Below are 17,514 nucleotides of genomic sequence, written 5' to 3' on the forward strand. Positions count from 1 at the left end.
TTGCCGGTCCCCGAGCCCACGGCCAGCGCCCAGATGGCCGACGCCGAGGCGTCGCCCGCCCGGTCCAGGATCGTGTCGTTGATGTTGGCCGTGGTGTCGCAGGACCGGTGGTAGCAGGAGTCGTACGCCCGGCCGGAGGTGCCGCCCCACTTGGCGGCCTGCGCCGAGGTCTTGGTGTAGCTCGCGCCGGCCGCGACGCCCGAGGTCGGGATGCCCACCGCCTCGAACGAGTAGTCGTCCGACCGGCCGGCGCCCTCGGTGTTCTCCTCCGGCTGCACGCCGAGCGCGTCGTAGAACGCCTTTAGCTCGCGGGCGGCCGTGCTGGAGATGTGGTTGATGAAGTAGCCGCCGTTGGGCGAGCCGACCATGTCGTAGTTGTGGTAGACCTTGATCTTGCTTCGCTCGGTGGTGCTCAGCGTCCGGGCGTAGAAGTCCGAGCCGTTGAGGCCCTGCTCCTCGTCGGTCCACCAGGCGAATCGCACGTGCTTGGCCATCGCCGGGCGGCTCGCGGCCAGGGTGAGCGCCACCTCCAGCAGCATCGCCGACCCCGACCCGTTGTCGTTGATGCCCGGTCCGGCCGACACGCTGTCCAGATGCGCCCCCGACATGATCACCTGGTTGGCGTCGCCGCCCGGCCAGTCGGCGATGAGGTTCGGGCCGGCCCCGCTGCTGCAGCCGGACGTGCACGCCTGCCGGGTCGTGGTGTACCCGGCGGCCTGCAGTTTCTGCTCGACATAGGCGACCGACGCGGTGTACCCGGCGCCGCCCGCCCGCCGGGTGCCGCCGTTGGCGGTGGCGATGCTCTGGAACTGCTGCAGATGGGCCTTGATGTTCTGCAGGCTGACGTCGGGCGGGGCGGCCAGTGCCGTGCCCGTCATGCCGCCCGTCACGCCGCCCGCGGCCTTAGCTGCCGTGACGGCCGCCGGGGCGGCGGGCGGGGGCTCGGCAGCCGCCGGGACGGCCGTCGCCAGCAGGGCGGCCACGGCGAGGGCGACGGCCGAAACCGGCCGGAGTCTGCGCCTCATGCGCTGTCCTTTCTCTGCCGCCCGCCGCCGGCCGCCGGCCAGGCCTCGGCGCGCATCGCGCCCTGGCACCGGGACGGCGGGGACGCGGGCGGGCTCGGGGGGTGAGAGGACGGCCGGCTCACCCGCGGGGAGCCGGCCTGTGCGCGACGCTAGAGCGGGCGACCCGGTCACACCATCCGTAGAGGCATCCGTACGTATACCGAAAAAGCCGCCCGGGTGACGCCGCCGTGCCGGGTGACCCGTTCGGGGGCCGCCCGGCCGGCACGGCGCCGGACGCGACCGGCGTCGGCGGGGAACGCCGCGCCCGCCGTGACCACGGGGCGGCGCCGGCGGTCATGGTCACGGCGGCCGATACGGTCGCGGTGACGGTCGACACGGTCGCGGTGACGCCGGTGGGCGAACGGGTCAGCGGGTGCCGGCGTCCCGGCGGCCGGCCAGTCCGGCCCGCAGGGCGTACACGACCAGCGCCAGCCCGGCGACGATCTGCGCGCCGAGCACGATCCGGCTGACATCGACGGCCGGTTCCCAGCGGACCTCGCCGTCGCGGATCACGTAGGCGCCGACCGGGCGGGAGATCGCCCCGCCGCCGCCGCCGGTGCCGCCGGCCACCTGCCCCCGCACGTCCCCCTTGCCGAACCCGCCGCCGGCCCGCACCGCCGCGGCCGGGATGACCGTCACCCCGTCCTTCTCGTACGGCTCGCCGTACACCCGCTGCGCCCCGGTCAGCTGCTCGAAGAACTCGCGTATTTCCACGCCGCCTCGCTCGATGTCGAAGGGAATGCCGATGTGCGGCAATCATCCCCCAGGGGTACCGGCCGGCGGATTATTCACTCGTGCCGGGCACCGTGCGGGCGGTACAAAGGGGCGTGACTTCGCACGTTCCCGCCCACGCCGCCGCCACCGCCCCGCCCGCACCACCCGAGGAGACGGCCGGTCCCCGGCCGGAACCGGCGGATCTCCCCGGCGTGACGGCGGCCGGGTACCACGCCCGCCGGCCGGTGCCCGGTGACGCCGCCGCCGTGCACCGCCTGGTGTCCGCCCGCGACCTGGAGGTGCTCGGTCACCCCGACGCCACCCTGGACGACCTCACCGACCAGCTGACCGACGCCTCCCTCGACCTCGGCCGGGACGCCTGGCTGGTCCACCCGCCCGGCGCGCCGGACACCGTGGCGGGCTACGCGCAGGCCTGGCGGCAGCGCGCCGAGGCCGGCGTCCCCGCCGAGGTCGACATCGAGGTCTACGCCGCCGACGAGCGGCTGGTCCGGCCGCTGTGGGACGCGGTGCTGGCCCGGGCCGGCCGGATGGCCGGGGCGGCCGGCAGCCCGCGCGCGGTCGTCTCGGTGCAGGTCTACCGGCAGGACGCCGCCACCGCCGAGGTCGCCGCCTCGTACGGCTTCCAGGTGGCCACCGGGTTCCACCGGCTGCGCGCCGACCACCCGGTCGGGCCGGTCGCCGACCCGGACCCGCCGTCCGGGGTGACCGTCCGGGCCGCCCACGGGTCGGCGGAGCTCACCCGGGCCGCGTACCGCATTCACCAGGAGGGGTTCGCCGAGCACTTCGGGTTCGTGCCGAAGAGCTACGACGCCTGGCTGTCGGCCTACGGGGCCTCCGCCACCAGCGACTGGTCGCAGCTGCTGGTCGCCGAGGCGGACGGCCGGCCGGCCGGCATGCTGCTCGGCTCGGACATGTTCGCCGCCGACGAGAACTGCGGGTACGTCCGCCTGCTGGCGGTGCTGCCCGGATACCGGGGCCGTGGCATCGGCCGCACCCTGCTGCGGCACGCCTTCGCCGCCGACGCCCGGCGCGGCCGGTCCGGGACCTACCTGCACGTGGACGCGGGTAACACCACCCCGGCGCTGACCCTCTACCTGTCGGCCGGCATGCGCCCCGTCCTGGTGATCGACGTCTGGCGCGGCGCCGTCCAGCCCGCACCGGACTCGCCCGCCGGGGCCTGACCGCCCCCGCCGGTGTGTCAGGCCGCGGCGGCGGGACGGCGGCGCAGCAGGGGGGCGGCGCAGCCGGCGCCGGCCAGCGCGAGCGCGGCCAGCCAGGCACAGGTCACCCCGATCGCGTCCGGCGAGGGGGCCATGGCCAGGTACAGCGTGCCGAAGGTGGCGACCCCGACGACCTGGCCGAGCTGGAGCATCATCGCCATCACCCCGCTGGCGTCCGGCGCGTCGGCCGGCGCGACGCCGGCCAGCGCCACCGTGAACAGCGGGCTGTACGCCGCGCCGAGGCCGATGCCCGCCAGGGCGAGCAGCGCCACTCCGGCCGCGGTGGCCGACCATGCGAAGGCGTACCCCACGCCCAGATAGCCGGCCGCGGCCAGCGCGAACCCGGCGAGGATCAGCGGCCGGTGCGCCCGGCCGGGCAGCCGCCGCCAGGTCAGGCTGAGCAGCGCGAAGCCGCCACCGCCCGGCACGAAGGTGAGCCCGGCCGCCAGCGCCCCGTAGCCGAGCGCGCCCTGCAGGTGCAGGGCGATGGCGAACAGGAAGCCGCCCCAGGTCACCATGGCCACGAACACGCCGAGGGCGGCGGGCACCAGGCCCGGGGCGCGCAGCAGCCGGCCGGGCACCAGCGGGTGGGCCGCCCGGCGCTCCACCGCGGCGAACAGCGCGACGGCCACCACGCTGCCCGCGAGCGACCAGCGGCACCAGGCCGGCCAGCCCTGCTCGCGGCCGAGGACCAGCGGCACCACCAGCAGGGACACCGCCACGGCCAGGGTCACCAGGCCGGCCACGTCCGCCCCCCGGCCCGCCGGCCCCCGTCCCGCGGGCAGGGCGCGGCGGCCGGCGACCAGCAGCACGGCGCCGATCGGCACGTTGACCAGGAACACCGGGCGCCACTGGGCGCCGAGCAGGTCCGCGGCGACCAGCGCCCCGCCGAGCACCTGGCCGGCCACCACGCCGCCGGCCAGCACCGCCGAGTAGACGCTCAGCGCCCGCGCCCGGGACGCGCCGGCGAAGTTGAGCTGGATGGTGCTCAGCACCTGCGGCACCATGAGCGCGGCGCCGGCGCCCTGCAGCAGGCGGAAGGCCACGAGCGTCGCCGCCGAGCCGGCCAGCCCGCAGGCCAGGGATGCGGCGGTGAACAGGGCGAGCCCGAGCTGGAAGACCCGCCCGGGGCCGAACCGCCCGCCGAGGCGGGCGCCGCTGATCAGCAGCACCGCGTAGGCGATGGTGTATCCGGAGACGATGAGCTGCAGGGCGGCACCGGAGGCGCCGAGATCGGCGCGGATGGTCGGCGCGGCGACGTTGACGATCGACACGTCCATGATCGCCATGAACTGGCCGGTGAGGACGACGGCGAGCAGGGCACCGGGCCGGGAGCGTACCCGGCGGCCGACCGGGGGAGAGGTGGTGACTGCGGTCATGACGACGATGATCGCCGTATCGGGGTACCGGTAACGAGAGCCTGCGCATCCTGGTACCGGCAGCACCTGGCATCCGCGGGGCCCGGCCGCCAGGATAGGGACCGGGGGGCGACCGATCTCCGGTCCCGCAGGGGGATCGTCCGGTCACCGCCGCAGGGCGATCACCCGGTCTCCGATCGCGGCGATCGCCCGGTCGCCGCCGCACCCGGGAGGAACACCGATGACCACGACCGCCGCCTGGCGTGCGGCCGACCCCGCGGTCCCCGGCCAGGCCGCGCCGGGAGCGCCGCGGCGCCGCGAGCTGGCCGCCTTCCTGCGCAGCCGTCGCGAGCGCATCACCCCGGCCGACGTCGGGCTGCCGCCGGGACTGCGCCGGCGCACCCCGGGGCTGCGGCGGGAGGAGGTCGCCCAGCTGGCCGGGGTCGGGGTCACCTGGTACACCTGGCTGGAGCAGGGCCGGCGGATCAACGCCAGCGTGCAGGTGCTGGACGCCATCGCCCGCACGCTGCGGCTGGACGCGGCCGAGCGCGCGCACCTGTACCGGCTGGCCGACGTGCCCGAGGTGCCGCGGCCGGCCGGTTGCGCGGGGCTGGAGCCCGCGGTGCGCACCATCCTGGACCACCTGGACCCACTGCCGGCCTGCGTGTACAACGGGCGGTACGACCTGCTGGCCTGGAACTCCTCCTACGCCGCGTTGTTCCCCACCCTGGTCTCGGCCCGGCCGGCCGAGCGCAACGCGATCTGGCACGTGTTCACCTGCACTCTCTGCCACGAATGCGTGCAGAGCCCGGAGACCGAGTATCCATGGATGGTCGCCACGCTGCGCGCCGCGTTCGCCGGGCACGTCGGCGAGCCGGCCTGGGAGGAGTTCGTCGCGGCGCTGCGCGCGGCCAGCCCGGCGTTCGACCGGATGTGGCGGGAGCACCAGGTGGCCGGTCCGGGGAGCCGGACCAAGACCTTCCGCCACCCGGTGGCCGGCCTGGTGCGCACCTCGACCACCAGCATGGCGCTGTCCGGCGCGCCGGAGGCCCGGATGGTCGTCTACACCCCGCTCGACCAGGACAGTCGCGACAAGATGGCCTGGCTGCGTGACCAGGCCGGCACCGTCGCCCGCTGAGCGGAACCGGGTTACGGGCTGTCCGATTTACCCGATTGTGACTTGACGGCGGCCGGTATCCGCCGGTTACAGTGCCTCCACTCCGTAAACGTTTACCGATGCTTTTCCGGGTCGACTGTAAACGTTTACCGTCGGACGGAAACGAGGTGGCGGGTGACCGAAGGCCCGACGATCACGACGATCGCGCAGCGCGCGGGCGTGTCCATCGCGTCCGTCTCGCGGGTGCTGAACGGCCTGCCCACCCGGCCGGAGACCGAGCGCCGGGTGCTCCAGGCGGCCGGCGAGCTCGGCTACGTGCCGAACTCGGTGGCCCGCTCCCTGAAGTCCCGGCGCAGCAACCAGGTCGGATTCGCCATCGCCGACATCGGCAACCCGGCGTACCTGGCGATGATCCGGGAGATCCAGCCGCTGCTCAAGGCGGCCGGCTACCGGCTGGTGCTGCACTCCACCGGCAGCGACATCGCCGAGGAGATCGAGGTGCTGCGCGGGCTCGGCGAGCGGTACGCCGACGGGCTGATCATGGTGCCGCTCCGGATGACCGAGGAGCACCTGAAGATGTTCCACGCCGCCCGCGCGCCCATCGTGATCATCGGTGCGGCCCCGGACGGCGCCCCGGTGGACAACGTGCGCACCGATTCGCGGACCGGCGTGCGCCTGGCCCTGGCCCACCTGCACGCTCTCGGCCGCCGGCGGATCGGCTTCCTCAACGGCCCGCCGGACACGGTGCCCGGCGCCGCCCGCGCCGCCGGCTGGGCCGAGGCGAGCCGGGCGCTCGGCCTGCCGGCCGGCCCCGAGCTCACCGAGGTCGGCGACTTCTACCGCGCGGACGGCGCCGCCGCCGCCGGCCGGCTGCTGGACCGGGTGCCCGACCTGGACGCGCTGGTGTGCGCCAACGACCTCATCGCGCTCGGTGCGCTCGACGTGCTGCGGCGGCGCGGCCGCCGGGTGCCGGACGACGTGGCCGTCACCGGCATGGACGACACCGACCTGGCCACCCTGGCCTGGCCGGCGCTGACCAGCGTGTCGCTCGGCTCGGCCGAGCGGGGCCGGGCGGCGGCCGGGCTGCTGTTGGACCGGCTGGCCGGCGACGGCCAGGGGCCGCGGGTGGTCACCGTCGAGCCCCGGCTGGTCGTGCGCGGCTCGACCGCCGGGCAGGAGACGCCATGACGGCCGGCACGCGCCGCCGCGCCGCCGCGCCGCCCGGCCGGCCGCGCCGCCCGTCCCGCCCGCGCGCCACCCGCGGCACCGCCCGCGAGACCCTGCTGCTGATGCTGCCCGCCCTGGTGCCGGTGCTGGTCTTCAGCGTCGGCCCGCTGCTGTACGGCATCTACCTGGCCTTCACCGACGCCCGCTCCGGCCGCAACGCCGAGACCTCCTTCGTCGGCCTGGCCAACTTCGGCGACCTGCTCGCCGACGGCGACTTCTGGTCCTCTTTCCGCATCGGCATGGTGTGGGCGATCTCGGTGACCGTGCTGCAGTTCGCCGCCTCGCTCGGCCTGGCCCTGCTGCTCAACGAGAACCTGCGGCTGCGCGGGTTCGCCCGGGTGCTCGCGCTGGTGCCCTGGGCCATGCCGCCGGTCGTCATCGGCCTGATGTGGCGGCTGGTCTACCACCCCGACGCCGGCGTCCTCAACGACATGCTGCTCGGCCTCGGCCTGATCGGGGACGGCGTCGACTGGCTCAACGACTTCTCGGTGGCGCTGCCCGCGGTGATCGTGGTCGGCGTGTGGACCGGCATGCCGCAGACCACGGTGGTCCTGCTGGCCGGCCTGCAGAGCGTGCCCCGGGAGCTGTACGAGGCCGGGCACGTGGACGGCGCCGGCACCTGGCGCCGGTTCTGGAACATCACCCTGCCCCAGCTGCGCCCGGTCGTCGTCACCATCACCTCGCTGGACTTCGTCTGGAACATCAACCAGTTCGGCCTGGTCTACGTGCTCACCCAGGGCGGCCCGGGCGGCCGGACCCGGCTGCCGATGCTGTTCGCCTACGAGGAGGCCTTCCGCTACGGCTTCTTCGGCTACGCCGCCACCCTGGGCGTCGCCATCGTGATCGTCGTGCTGGCCGTGCTGGGCGTCTACCTGTGGCGGCAGATGCGGGAGGCGGACTGACATGCGCAGACCCCTGCAGTACCTGGCCCTGCTCGGCTACCTGTTCTTCCTGGCGTTCCCGCTGGTGTGGCTGCTGTCCACCGCGCTGAAGACGCCGCGGGAGATGGCGAGCCTGGACCCCTCCTGGATCCCGCGCGACCCGGTGCTGGGCAACTTCGCCGACGCCTTCGCCGAGCAGGACCTGGTCGGCGCCGCGCTGCGCAGCCTCGGCGTCGCGGTCGCCACCTCGGCGCTGGCCGTGCTGCTCGCCCTGCCGGCGGCCTACGCCCTGGCCCGGCACCGCACGGTGCTCAACCGGTTCGCCATCGGCTGGGTGCTGGTCAGCCAGGTCTTCCCGTTCATCCTGATCATCATCCCGCTGTTCATGGTGCTGCGCCGCCTGGAGTTGGTGAATACCCTGCCGGGGCTGGCCATCGTGCACGTCACCTTCGTGCTGCCGTTCGCGCTGTGGATGCTCCAGGGGTACGTCCGGGCCATCCCGCGCGAGCTGGAGGAGGCCGCCGCCGTCGACGGGGCCGGCCGGCTGCGCTCGCTGGCCGCCGTGGTGGCGCCGCTGCTCGCCCCCGGCGTGGTGGCCACCGCGCTGTTCGCCTTCATCTCCTCCTGGAACGAGTTCCTGTTCGCCCTGGTCGTCCTCAAGGACCCCGACATCGCCACCTTGCCGCTGACCCTGGTGAAGTTCACCGGCGCCGAGGGGGTGGCCCGGCTGGGCCCGCTCGCCGCGGCCTCACTGCTCGCCACCATCCCGAGCCTCGCCTTCTTCGCGATCATCCAGCGCCGGCTGCGGTCGGGCCTGATGGCCGGCGCCGTCAAGGGATGACATCGCACTGAGCCTTCCGCGTCACCATCGATAGGAGAGACCCTTGCGCACCAGAACCGCACTGGCCGCGGCCGCCGCCGCGGTCGCCGTGCTCACCGCGGGCTGCTCGTCCGGCGGGAACGCCGGCGGCGGGCAGGACACCGGGCGGGACTCCGGGCCGGTGAAGCTGAGATTCCTCAGCCTCGCCTGGCAGAAGGAGTCGATCGCCGCCAACAAGGAGATCGTCGCCGCCTGGAACACCGCCAACCCCGACATCCAGGTCGAATACGTGCAGGGCAGCTGGGACAACGTCAACGACCAGCTGGTCACCTCCTTCGAGGCCGGTGACCCGCCGGACGTCATCCACGAGGACTCCCCGGCGCTGGCGGGCTTCGCCTCCCGCGGCTACCTGCTGGACCTCGCCGGGAAGCTGCCCGCCGAGCTGAAGAACGACATCCCGCAGCAGGCCTGGGACACCGTCACCTTCGGCGACGGCAAGGGCGGCCAGGGCGTGTACGGCGTGCCGTTCCTGCAGGAATCGCAGGTCATCATCGGCAACAAGAAGCTGCTGGACGCCGCCAAGGTCCGCGTCCCCACCCCCGACGACCCGTGGACCTGGGACGAGTTCGCGCAGATCAGCAAGAAGCTCACCAAGGGCGGCGCCTTCGGCACGGCCTGGCCGTTGAAGGCCCCGGTCAACAAGGTGCTCACCCAGGCGCTCAACTTCGGCGGCACCTTCTTCCAGACCGACGGCACCAAGACCACCGTCAAGGTCGGCCCGGCCGAGCGCGAGGTGCTGAGCCGCATCCACGACCAGCTCTACAAGGACCGCTCCGCCGACCCGTCCGCGCTCGGCATGGGCACCGCCGACCCGCTGCCCGGCTTCTACGCCGGCAAGTACGCGCTGCTGCCGACCGGCGTCTACCTGCGCCAGCAGGTCGTCGAGCAGGCGCCCGAGGGCTTCGAGTGGGTCACCATCCCGCCGCTGAAGGGCACCACCGCCGAGCAGGGCGCCATCTCGCAGACCCTGTCGGTCGCCGCGGACAGCGAGCACCCCGAGCAGGCGACCTCGTTCATCTCCTACTTCCTGAACAGCGCCAACCAGGTCAAGCTCGCCAAGGGCGACTGGCTGCTGCCCACCAGCGTCAAGGCGGCCGCCGACCCGGCCATGACCACCAAGGAGAACGGCTGGGACGTCGCCACCGCCTCGGCCAAGAACCTGGTGGTCGCCCCCTACCTGAAGGTGAACGGGTACGACGAGTGGAAGAGCAAGGTCGCCACCCCCACCCTGCAGAGCTACTTCGCGAACAAGATCAGCCTGGACCAGGCGGCGAAGACCCTGGTCGAGGAGGGGAACCAGGTGCTGGAGCGGTACAACAAGTGATCATCGACCGGGCCCGGGGGTGCCTGCTCGCCCTGGCGGCGGGCGACGCCCTCGGGCGGCCCGCCGAGAACCTCGAACCGGCGGAGATCGCCCGCCGGTTCGGCCGGCTCACCGAGATCGAGCCCGGCGGCGGCGGCACCGACGACACCGAGTACACGCTGTTCGCCGCCGATCTGCTGTGCCGGTACGGCGCCGCGATGACACCTGACGACGTGGCCCGGGAGTACCGCGAACGGGTCCTGCCCGCGATCGCCGGGCCGATGCGCGGCGCGGGGTTCTCCGAGCTCGGCGCCGTCCAGGCGCTGCGCCGCGGGATGGCCCCGCCGATGACCGGCCGCTGGCACCCGCACGGCTGGTCCGACGGGCTCGCCATGCGCGCCGCCCCGTACGGGGTGTTCGCCGCCGGCGACCCCGCCGAGGCGGCCCGCCTGGTGGAGGTGGACGGCGCGGTGAGCAACAGCGGCGAGGGCCTGCACGGAGGCCGGGCCGTCGCCGCCGCCGTCGCCGCCGCGATGGCCGGCGCCACCCCCGGCGAGGTCGCCGCCGCCGGCGTCGCCGCCGTCCCGGCGGACTCCTGGACCGGGCGCAACCTGCGCGCCGCCGTCGCCGCGGCGGCCGCCGGGGACGCCGGCCGGCTGCGCCAGGCGGTGGTCGTGCGGCACTACCCGTGGACCGACCTGGCACCCGAGGCGGTCGCGCTGGCCTTCGCCGCCTACCTGCTCGGCGGCGGCGACGTCGAGGAGTCGGTGGTCACCGCCGCCAACCTGGGCCGGGACGCCGACACGACCGCGGCCATCGCCGGCGCCCTGGCCGGCGCCGGGCGCGGGGAGGGCGCCGTCCCGGACCGCTGGGCCCGGGAGATCGGCCCGGCCACCGGCCGCTGCCTGCCGTTCGTCGCCGGCCGGCACGTGCTGGACGCCGCCGGCGGTCTGGTGGCCGCCCGGGAACGCGAGCACGGGCAGGGCCGGGCACCGTCCGGCTCGCCGCACCTGGACCAGGGATAGGGGAGGGACATGCGATCGGGGGATCGGATCCGGGGCGCCTTCGCCGGGCTGGCCATCGGGGACGCGGCCGGCTGGCCGGCCGCCCGGCACCGCTCGGCGCTGCTCGCGCCGTGGAGCCGCCGGCTGGCCCGCGAGCTGGACGCCTTCGCCGAGGAGCACCGCCTCACCACGCTGCCGGTGCCGTTCGCGCTGAACCAGCCGGTCGAGCCGCTGGCCCTGGGCCCGTCCGACGACGCCGAGTGGCTGGCCTGGACCGCGCTGACCATCGGCCAGGACCGGGCCGCCGCGTTCGGCGCGCTGGCCGGCCGCGACGACCTGCGGGCCCGCGTCTCGGTGCGCACCGCGCTGGACAACCTGGCCGCCGGCAAGCCGCCACCGGCCAGCGGGCACGACAACCCGCACTTCTTCGACGACGCCGCCGCGGTCCGCGCGGTCGCCTTCGGCGCGGCCGGCGCCGACCCGCGCGCCGACGCCGAGGTGACCAACTCCGGTGACGGCGTGCTCGCCGCGGTGGCGGTGGCCGCCGCGGTCGCCGAGCTGGTGGCCGGCGCCCCGGCGGAGGCGGCGGTGGTCGCGGCGCTGGCCGAACTGCCCGGCGACACCGCGATCGGGCATGCCGCCCGGCTCGCCCTGGCCGCCGCCCGCGCGGCCGGTGATCCGTTCGCTGCCGTCCCCGCGCTGGACGCCGTGCTGCTGGACCACGTGTACAGCTACGGCGTCGGCGCCGCGCAGACGGTGGCGGTGGCCCTCGCCCTCACCGAGGTCTCCGGCGGCGCGCTCGCCGCGGCGGTGCCGGCCGCGGCCTGCCTGGCCTCGCTGGCCGACTCCGCCCCCGCGCTGACCGGCGCGCTCACCGGGGCGTGCACCGGCCTTTCCGCGCAGCCCGCCGGCTGGACGGCCGCGGCCCGCACCCTGGCCGGGTGCTGCCTGCCCGAACTGGCCGGCACGGATCTGATCGACATCGCTGGAGGACTGGTATGACCGAGGACCTGCTGACCGACAAGGCCGTCGGCTGCGTGACCGGCGCGGCGGTCGGCGACGCGCTCGGCGGCGCCACCGAGGGCTGGCCCCCCGAGCAGATCCAGGAACGCTACGGCGGGCACGTCACCGGCGTCGTCCCGCCGTTCTTCGCCGACTGGCGCAACGCCCGGCCCATCGCGCCGTACCACAAGGGCGACGGGCACGTCACCGACGACACCCTGATGACGCACGCGCTGATCCGGGTGTACGAGAAGGTGGGCGGGCACCTGGACGCCTATGCCGCCGCCGACCACCTGGTCCCCGAGCTGATGGGGGAGCGGCGGTGGATCCCGGAGCTGGAGGCCGAGGCGCTGCCGCTGCAACGGATCTTCCTGGCCGAGAAGTGGCTGGTGCTGCGGCTGCACTACGGGCACGTCGACCCGCGGGAGGCGGGCACCGGCAACATCGTCAACTGCGGCGCCGCCATGTACATGGCACCGGTCGGCGTGGTGAACGCCGCCAACCCCGACGCCGCCTACGCCGAGGCCGTCGACCTGGCCGGCGCGCACCAGTCCAGCTACGGGCGGGAGGCCGCCGGGGTGCTGGCCGCCGCGGTCGCCGAGGCCATGCGCCCCGGCGCCACCGCCGACTCGGTCGTCGCCACCTGCCTGCGGCTCGCCCGGGACGGCACCCGCGCCGCGATCGAGGCGGTCTGCGACCGGGCGCGCGACTTCGGGCACTGGGACGGCTCGTTCCCGGCGCTGCGCGCGGCGGTCGCCCCCTACGACACCGTCGCCGACACCTACCGCGACCAGGGCCTGGGCGCCCGGCGGCCCAGCCGGGTGCACAGCATCGAAGAGCTGCCGCTGGCGCTGGCCTTCCTGCTGATCGCCGGCGGCGGCTACCGGGACACCGTGCTCGGCGGGGTCAACTACGGCCGGGACGCCGACTCCATCGCCAGCATGGGCGGCGCGGTGGCCGGCGCCCTCGGCGGCGCCGCCGCCGTCCCCGCCGAGTGGCGCGACCAGGTCGCCGCGGCCAGCCGGCTCGACCTGGCCGCCCCCGGGGCCGCCATCGCCGAGGTCGCCCGCCGGGTGCACGCCGGCGACCTGGCCGCCCGCCGCGCCCACGAGACCGCCTTCACCGCGCTGACCTGGACGGAGCGGTCGTGACCGGTGACCTGGCCGCCCGCCGCGCCCACGAGACCGCTCGCACCGCCCTGACCTCGACCGCCCTCGGGGAGCGGTCGTGACCGGCGGGCGGGCCGGCGGCGCGTCGGAACGGCCGCTGCGGCTGACCTGGGTGCAGCCCGAGGACCTGGTCGGGCACGAGCTGCGGCAGGCCGCCGAGGACGGCCGCGACCCCGCCGCGGTGGCCGCGATCACCCGCCGCTGGCACGCGGCCGGCGGCCACGACGCCCCGCCCCGGGCCGGCGCCTCGCCGGATCCCGCGGGTGACCGGCTGCGCGCGCTCGCGGGGGAGCTGCTGGACGAGCTGGCCGCGCTGCCGTCCCCGCTGCCCGAGCCGGCCGGCCTGCCCGAGATCCTGGCCGCCGCCCCCGCCGGCCGGACCGCGCGCCACCCGTCCGGGCCGGCCGCCCCGGACCGCCCGGATACCGCCGGTACCGCGGCCGTCCCGGACCGCCTGGATACCCCGAACGGCCCGGCCGGTGCGAACAGCGCGAGCGATCCGGGCGACCTGGACAGTGCGCACGGTCCGGACGGCTCGAACGGCCGGGGCGGCCTGGACGGCTCGGGCGACCGGGGCGGGCTGGACGGCTCGGGCGACCTGGCGGACCGGGTGCTCGGGGCGTGGCTGGGGCGGGCCGCCGGGTGCGTGCTGGGCAAGCCGGTGGAGAAGATCCCGCGCGAGGGCATCCGGGAGATCGCCGAGGCGACCGGCAACCGGCCGATCCGCGGCTGGTTCACCGCCGCCGGGCTGCCGGCCGAGGTGGCCGCCCGGTGGCCGTGGAACCGGCGCGGCGCCGCCACCGCGCTGGCCGAGCGGCTGGCCGAGACCCCGCACGGCGTGCCGGAGGACGACGACCTCAACTACGCCTTCCTCGCCCTGGCGCTGCTCGAACGGTCCGGCCGCGACTTCGCCACCGCCGACGTCGCCGCGCTGTGGCTGGACGAGCTGCCCGCCGGCCGGGTCTTCACCGCCGAGCGGGTCGCCTACCGCAACCTGCTCGCCGGCGTCGAGCCGCCGCGCACCGCCACCACCCGCAACCCGTTCCGCGAATGGATCGGCGCGCTCATCCGGGCCGACGTGTACGGCTGGGCCACCTCGGGCGACCCGGTGACCGCCGCCGCGATGGCCTGGCGGGACGCCCGGCTCAGCCACACCGCCAACGGCGTCTACGGCGCGATGATGGTCGCCGCCATGTGCGCCGAGTCGCTGGTCGCCGCCTCGGTGGACCAGGTCGTCGCGGCCGGCCTGTCCGTCGTCCCGGCCGGGTCGCGGCTGGCGGCGGCGGTGACCGCGGCGGTCGCCGACGCGCGGCGCGAACCCGACTTCGAACGCGTCGTGGACCGGCTGTACGAGCGGCACGGCGGCCTGCACTGGGTGCACACCGTCAACAACGCGGCGCTGGTCGCCGCCGCGCTGGTGCACGGCCGCGGCGACTTCACCGCCTCCATCGCCGGCGCGGTGGCCGCCGGCTGGGACACCGACTCGGCCGGCGCCACCGTCGGCTCGATCGCCGGCGGCCTGCTCGGCGCCGCCGGCATCCCCGCCGGGTGGCAGCTGCCCGGCCCGATCGCCAGCAGCGTGCGCGGGTTCGACGGCACCACCCTCGACGCCCTCGCCCGCCGCACCCTCGCTCTGCACCCCACCCGTCCCGGCCGCGAGGAGCAGCCATGATCTCGGTGTTCGGCAGCGCCAACATGGACCTGGTGGCCTACGTCTCGACCGCCCCGCGGCGCGGCGAGACGGTGACCGGCCGGGCCTTCCGCGCCGTGCCCGGCGGTAAGGGCGCCAACCAGGCGATCGCGGTGGCCCGCGCCGGGGCCGGGGCCGCGTTCCTGGGCGCGGTCGGCGCCGACGAGTTCGGCCCGGTGCTGCGCGAGGCGCTGGCCGGCGCCGGCGTGGACGTCACCCGGCTGCGCACCGTCCCCGGCCCGTCCGGGATCGCGCACATCGTGGTGGACGGCGACGGCGGCAACTCGATCATCGTCATCCCGGGTGCGAACGGCACCGTCACCGGGCCGGACGCCGCCGACCTCGCCGCCATCCGCCGGTCGGACGCGCTGCTGCTGCAGCTGGAGCTGCCGATGGACGCGGTGGTCGCCGCGGCCACGCAGGCCGAGGTCCCGGTCGTGCTCACCCCCGCGCCCGCCCGGGAGCTGCCCGGCGAGCTGCTCGCCGCGGTCGGGCTGCTGATCCCCAACGAGCACGAGGCCGCGGCGCTCACCGGCCTGGCCGACCCGCAGGAGTCGCTGGCCGCGCTGCTGGACCTGGTCCCCGAGGTCGTGATCACCCTCGGCGCGGCCGGCGCGATCTACGGCTCCCGGTCCGGCGAGCGGGCCCGGGTCCCGGCGCCGCCGGTGCGCGCGGTGGACACCACCGCGGCCGGCGACACCTTCGCCGGCGCGCTGGCCGTCGCCCGCGCCGAGGGACGCCCGCACCGCGACGCCCTGCGCTTCGCCACCGCCGCCGCCGCGCTGTCGGTCCAGCGCGAGGGCGCCGGCCCGTCCATGCCGGCCCGGGCCGAGATCGAGGCGACCCTCGCGGCCACCACCGAGGAGGAACGATGAAGGCCCTGGACGGCGTCCGGGTGCTCGACCTGGCGACCCTGTTCGCCGGCCCGACCGCGGCGATGATGCTCGGCGACCACGGCGCCGACGTGATCAAGATCGAGCATCCGGGGCGGCCGGACCCGGCGCGCGGGCACGGCCCGGACGGCCTATGGTGGAAGATGCTCGGCCGCAACAAGCGCGCCATGACCCTGGACCTGTCCCGGCCCGAAGGGCAGGAGCTGCTGCTCCGGCTGGCCGGCGACGCCGACGTGGTCATCGAGAACTTCCGGCCCGGCACCCTGGAACGCTGGAACCTCTCCTACGAGCGCCTGCGCGCCGCCAACCCGCGCCTGGTGCTGGCCCGGGTCACCGGCTTCGGCCAGTTCGGCCCGTACGCGGCCCGCCCCGGGTTCGGCACCCTGGCCGAGGCGATGAGCGGGTTCGCCGCGATGACCGGCGAACCCGGCGGCCCGCCCACCCTGCCGCCGTTCGGGCTGGCCGACGGCATCTGCGCGCTGGCCACCGCGTTCGCCGTGCTGGCCGCGCTGCGCGCCCGCGAGACCACCGGCACCGGCCAGGTCGCCGACCTGTCGATCATCGAGCCGATCCTCACCGTGCTGGGCGCCCAGCCCACCATCTACGACCGGCTCGGCGTGGTCCAGCCGCGCACCGGAAACCGCTCGGTCAACAACGCGCCGCGCAACACCTATCGGTGCGCGGACGGCACCTGGGTGGCGGTCTCCACCTCCGCGCAGAGCATCGCCGAGCGGGTGATGCGCCTGGTCGGCCGCCCCGAGTACGCCGGCGAGCCGTGGTTCGCCACCGGCGCCGGCCGCGCCGAGCACGCCGACGAGCTGGACGCGGCCGTCGCCGGCTGGATCGGGGCCCGCAGCCGCCCCGAGGTGCTGGACGCCTTCGAACGGGCGCAGGCCGCGGTCGCGCCGGTCTACGACGTGCGCGACGTGCTGGCCGACCCGCAGCTCGCCGCGCTGGACGCCATCACCACCGTCACCGACCCCGAGCTGGGCCGGCTGCGCATGCAGAACGTGATGTTCCGCCTGTCGGACACCCCCGGCGAGATCCGCTGGCCGGGTCGCCCGCACGGCGCCGACACCGACGCCGTGCTCGCCGAACTCGGGCTGGCCGCGCCGGAGATCGACGCGCTGCGCGCCAAGGGCGTCGTATGAACCGCCGGCGGAGCCGGGCATGCTGACCTGGCTGTACGTGCCGGCGACCCGGCCGGACCGGGTCGCCAAGGCACTGGCCGGCCCGGCCGGCGTGGTGATCGTGGACCTGGAGGACGCGGTGGCGCCGGACCGCAAGGACGCCGCCCGCGCCGCGGCGGCCGCTCTGCTCGCCGAGCCCCGACCGCGGGTACAGGTCCGGATCAACGACGTCCGCACCGCCACCGGCCGGGCCGACCTGCGCGCGCTGGCCGGACCGGCCGCCGGTAGCGCCGGCCTGCGCATCCCCAAGGTCGAGTCCGCGGCCGAGATGCGCGACATCGCCCGCGCCGCGCCCGGCGTCGCGCTGCACCCGCTGCTGGAGTCGGCGCTCGGCCTGGAGCGGGCGCACGAGATCGCCACCGCCCACCCGGCGGTCGCGAGCATCGGCCTGGGCGAGGCCGACCTGCGCGCCGACCTCGGCCTCGGCCCCGGCGAGGCACCGCTGGCCTGGGCGCGGTCCCGCATCGTGGTCGCGGCCCGCGCCGCCGGGCTGCCCGCCCCCGCCCAGTCGGTCTATCCCGACGTGCGGGACCCGGCCGGCCTGGCCGCCTCCTGCCGCGCCGGCCGGGAGATCGGCCTGCGCGGCCGGGCCGCCATCCACCCCGCGCAGCTCGCCGTCATCGAGGCCGCCTACCGGCCCACCCCGGCGGAGGTGGCCGCCGCCGAGGAGGTCGTCGCCGCCGCCGGGGCCGGCGCCGTCGCCCTGCCGGACGGTCGTTTCGTGGACGAGGCGATCGTCCGCCAGGCCCGCTCGATCATCGCCGACGCCGCCCTCTGATCG

The 17,514-nt window shown here is 75.9% G+C and carries 16 protein-coding genes; 13 read left to right on the forward strand and 3 right to left on the reverse strand.

All coding sequences use genetic code 11. The features are described 5' to 3' along the window. Together Sru01_RS30300 and Sru01_RS30305 are read right to left on the reverse strand one after the other, a co-directional pair. On the reverse strand, positions 1–1,025 hold a 1,025-nt coding region (locus Sru01_RS30300; RefSeq protein ID WP_203992831.1), incomplete at its 3' end, for a M28 family metallopeptidase. Positions 1,026–1,430: 405 nt separating this feature from the next. After that, a complete protein-coding gene (locus Sru01_RS30305) occupies positions 1,431–1,820 on the reverse strand; it encodes a spore germination protein GerW family protein (RefSeq protein WP_239137865.1) in 390 nt (129 codons plus the stop codon). Between the two features lie 71 nt (positions 1,821–1,891). On the opposite strand from Sru01_RS30305, the gene Sru01_RS30310 reads away from it, so the two are divergent. Then, a complete protein-coding gene (locus Sru01_RS30310) occupies positions 1,892–2,980 on the forward strand; it encodes a GNAT family N-acetyltransferase (RefSeq protein ID WP_239137866.1) in 1,089 nt (362 codons plus the stop codon). A gap of 17 nt (positions 2,981–2,997) precedes the next feature. Here Sru01_RS30310 and Sru01_RS30315 read toward each other — a convergent pair whose 3' ends face one another. Then, complete coding sequence (locus Sru01_RS30315; protein WP_239137867.1) at positions 2,998–4,398, reverse strand: MFS transporter; 1,401 nt, start codon at positions 4,396–4,398, stop codon at positions 2,998–3,000. A 220-nt stretch (positions 4,399–4,618) separates the two neighbouring features. Here Sru01_RS30315 and Sru01_RS30320 point away from each other — a divergent pair, with 220 nt between their 5' ends. The 12 genes from Sru01_RS30320 to Sru01_RS30375 all read left to right on the forward strand — a co-directional run bounded on the left by Sru01_RS30320 (position 4,619) and on the right by Sru01_RS30375 (position 17,511). Further along, positions 4,619–5,515, forward strand: a complete 897-nt coding sequence (locus Sru01_RS30320) for a helix-turn-helix transcriptional regulator (RefSeq protein WP_203992838.1) — start codon at positions 4,619–4,621, stop codon at positions 5,513–5,515. A gap of 153 nt (positions 5,516–5,668) precedes the next feature. Further along, positions 5,669–6,682, forward strand: coding sequence for a LacI family DNA-binding transcriptional regulator (locus tag Sru01_RS30325; protein ID WP_203992841.1), 1,014 nt, complete (start codon positions 5,669–5,671; stop codon positions 6,680–6,682). Continuing rightward, positions 6,679–7,623, forward strand: a complete 945-nt coding sequence (locus tag Sru01_RS30330; RefSeq protein WP_203992844.1) for a carbohydrate ABC transporter permease — start codon at positions 6,679–6,681, stop codon at positions 7,621–7,623. The genes Sru01_RS30325 and Sru01_RS30330 overlap by 4 nt, the downstream gene beginning before the upstream one ends. Before the next feature lies 1 nt (position 7,624). Continuing rightward, positions 7,625–8,443 (forward strand): carbohydrate ABC transporter permease, encoded by an 819-nt coding sequence (locus tag Sru01_RS30335; protein WP_203992847.1) that lies wholly within the window; start codon positions 7,625–7,627, stop codon positions 8,441–8,443. A gap of 43 nt (positions 8,444–8,486) precedes the next feature. Next, positions 8,487–9,806 carry an ABC transporter substrate-binding protein gene (locus tag Sru01_RS30340; RefSeq protein ID WP_203992850.1) on the forward strand — a complete coding sequence of 440 codons (1,320 nt, stop codon included), beginning with the start codon at positions 8,487–8,489 and terminating at the stop codon, positions 9,804–9,806. After that, positions 9,803–10,810, forward strand: a complete 1,008-nt coding sequence (locus tag Sru01_RS30345) for an ADP-ribosylglycohydrolase family protein (protein WP_203992854.1) — start codon at positions 9,803–9,805, stop codon at positions 10,808–10,810. Before Sru01_RS30340 ends, Sru01_RS30345 begins: the two co-directional genes overlap by 4 nt. A 9-nt stretch (positions 10,811–10,819) precedes the next feature. Next, on the forward strand, positions 10,820–11,791 hold the full coding sequence (locus tag Sru01_RS30350) for an ADP-ribosylglycohydrolase family protein (protein ID WP_203992858.1): 972 nt from the start codon (positions 10,820–10,822) through the stop codon (positions 11,789–11,791). Then, positions 11,788–12,942 carry an ADP-ribosylglycohydrolase family protein gene (locus Sru01_RS30355; RefSeq protein ID WP_203992861.1) on the forward strand — a complete coding sequence of 385 codons (1,155 nt, stop codon included), beginning with the start codon at positions 11,788–11,790 and terminating at the stop codon, positions 12,940–12,942. Before Sru01_RS30350 ends, Sru01_RS30355 begins: the two co-directional genes overlap by 4 nt. A gap of 76 nt (positions 12,943–13,018) precedes the next feature. Then, positions 13,019–14,632 carry an ADP-ribosylglycohydrolase family protein gene (locus Sru01_RS30360; RefSeq protein ID WP_239137868.1) on the forward strand — a complete coding sequence of 538 codons (1,614 nt, stop codon included), beginning with the start codon at positions 13,019–13,021 and terminating at the stop codon, positions 14,630–14,632. Next, entirely contained in the window at positions 14,629–15,525 is an 897-nt protein-coding gene (locus tag Sru01_RS30365) for a ribokinase (RefSeq protein WP_203992864.1), read from the forward strand. The genes Sru01_RS30360 and Sru01_RS30365 overlap by 4 nt, the downstream gene beginning before the upstream one ends. Further along, positions 15,522–16,694: a CaiB/BaiF CoA transferase family protein gene (locus Sru01_RS30370; RefSeq protein ID WP_203992867.1), complete on the forward strand. Its 1,173-nt coding sequence runs from the start codon at positions 15,522–15,524 to the stop codon at positions 16,692–16,694. Before Sru01_RS30365 ends, Sru01_RS30370 begins: the two co-directional genes overlap by 4 nt. A 19-nt stretch (positions 16,695–16,713) precedes the next feature. Continuing rightward, positions 16,714–17,511 carry an HpcH/HpaI aldolase/citrate lyase family protein gene (locus Sru01_RS30375; protein ID WP_203992870.1) on the forward strand — a complete coding sequence of 266 codons (798 nt, stop codon included), beginning with the start codon at positions 16,714–16,716 and terminating at the stop codon, positions 17,509–17,511. Positions 17,512–17,514: the final 3 nt, after the last annotated feature.

The organism is Sphaerisporangium rufum, assembly GCF_016863395.1.
Classification (GTDB): Bacteria; Actinomycetota; Actinomycetes; order Streptosporangiales; family Streptosporangiaceae; genus Sphaerisporangium; species Sphaerisporangium rufum.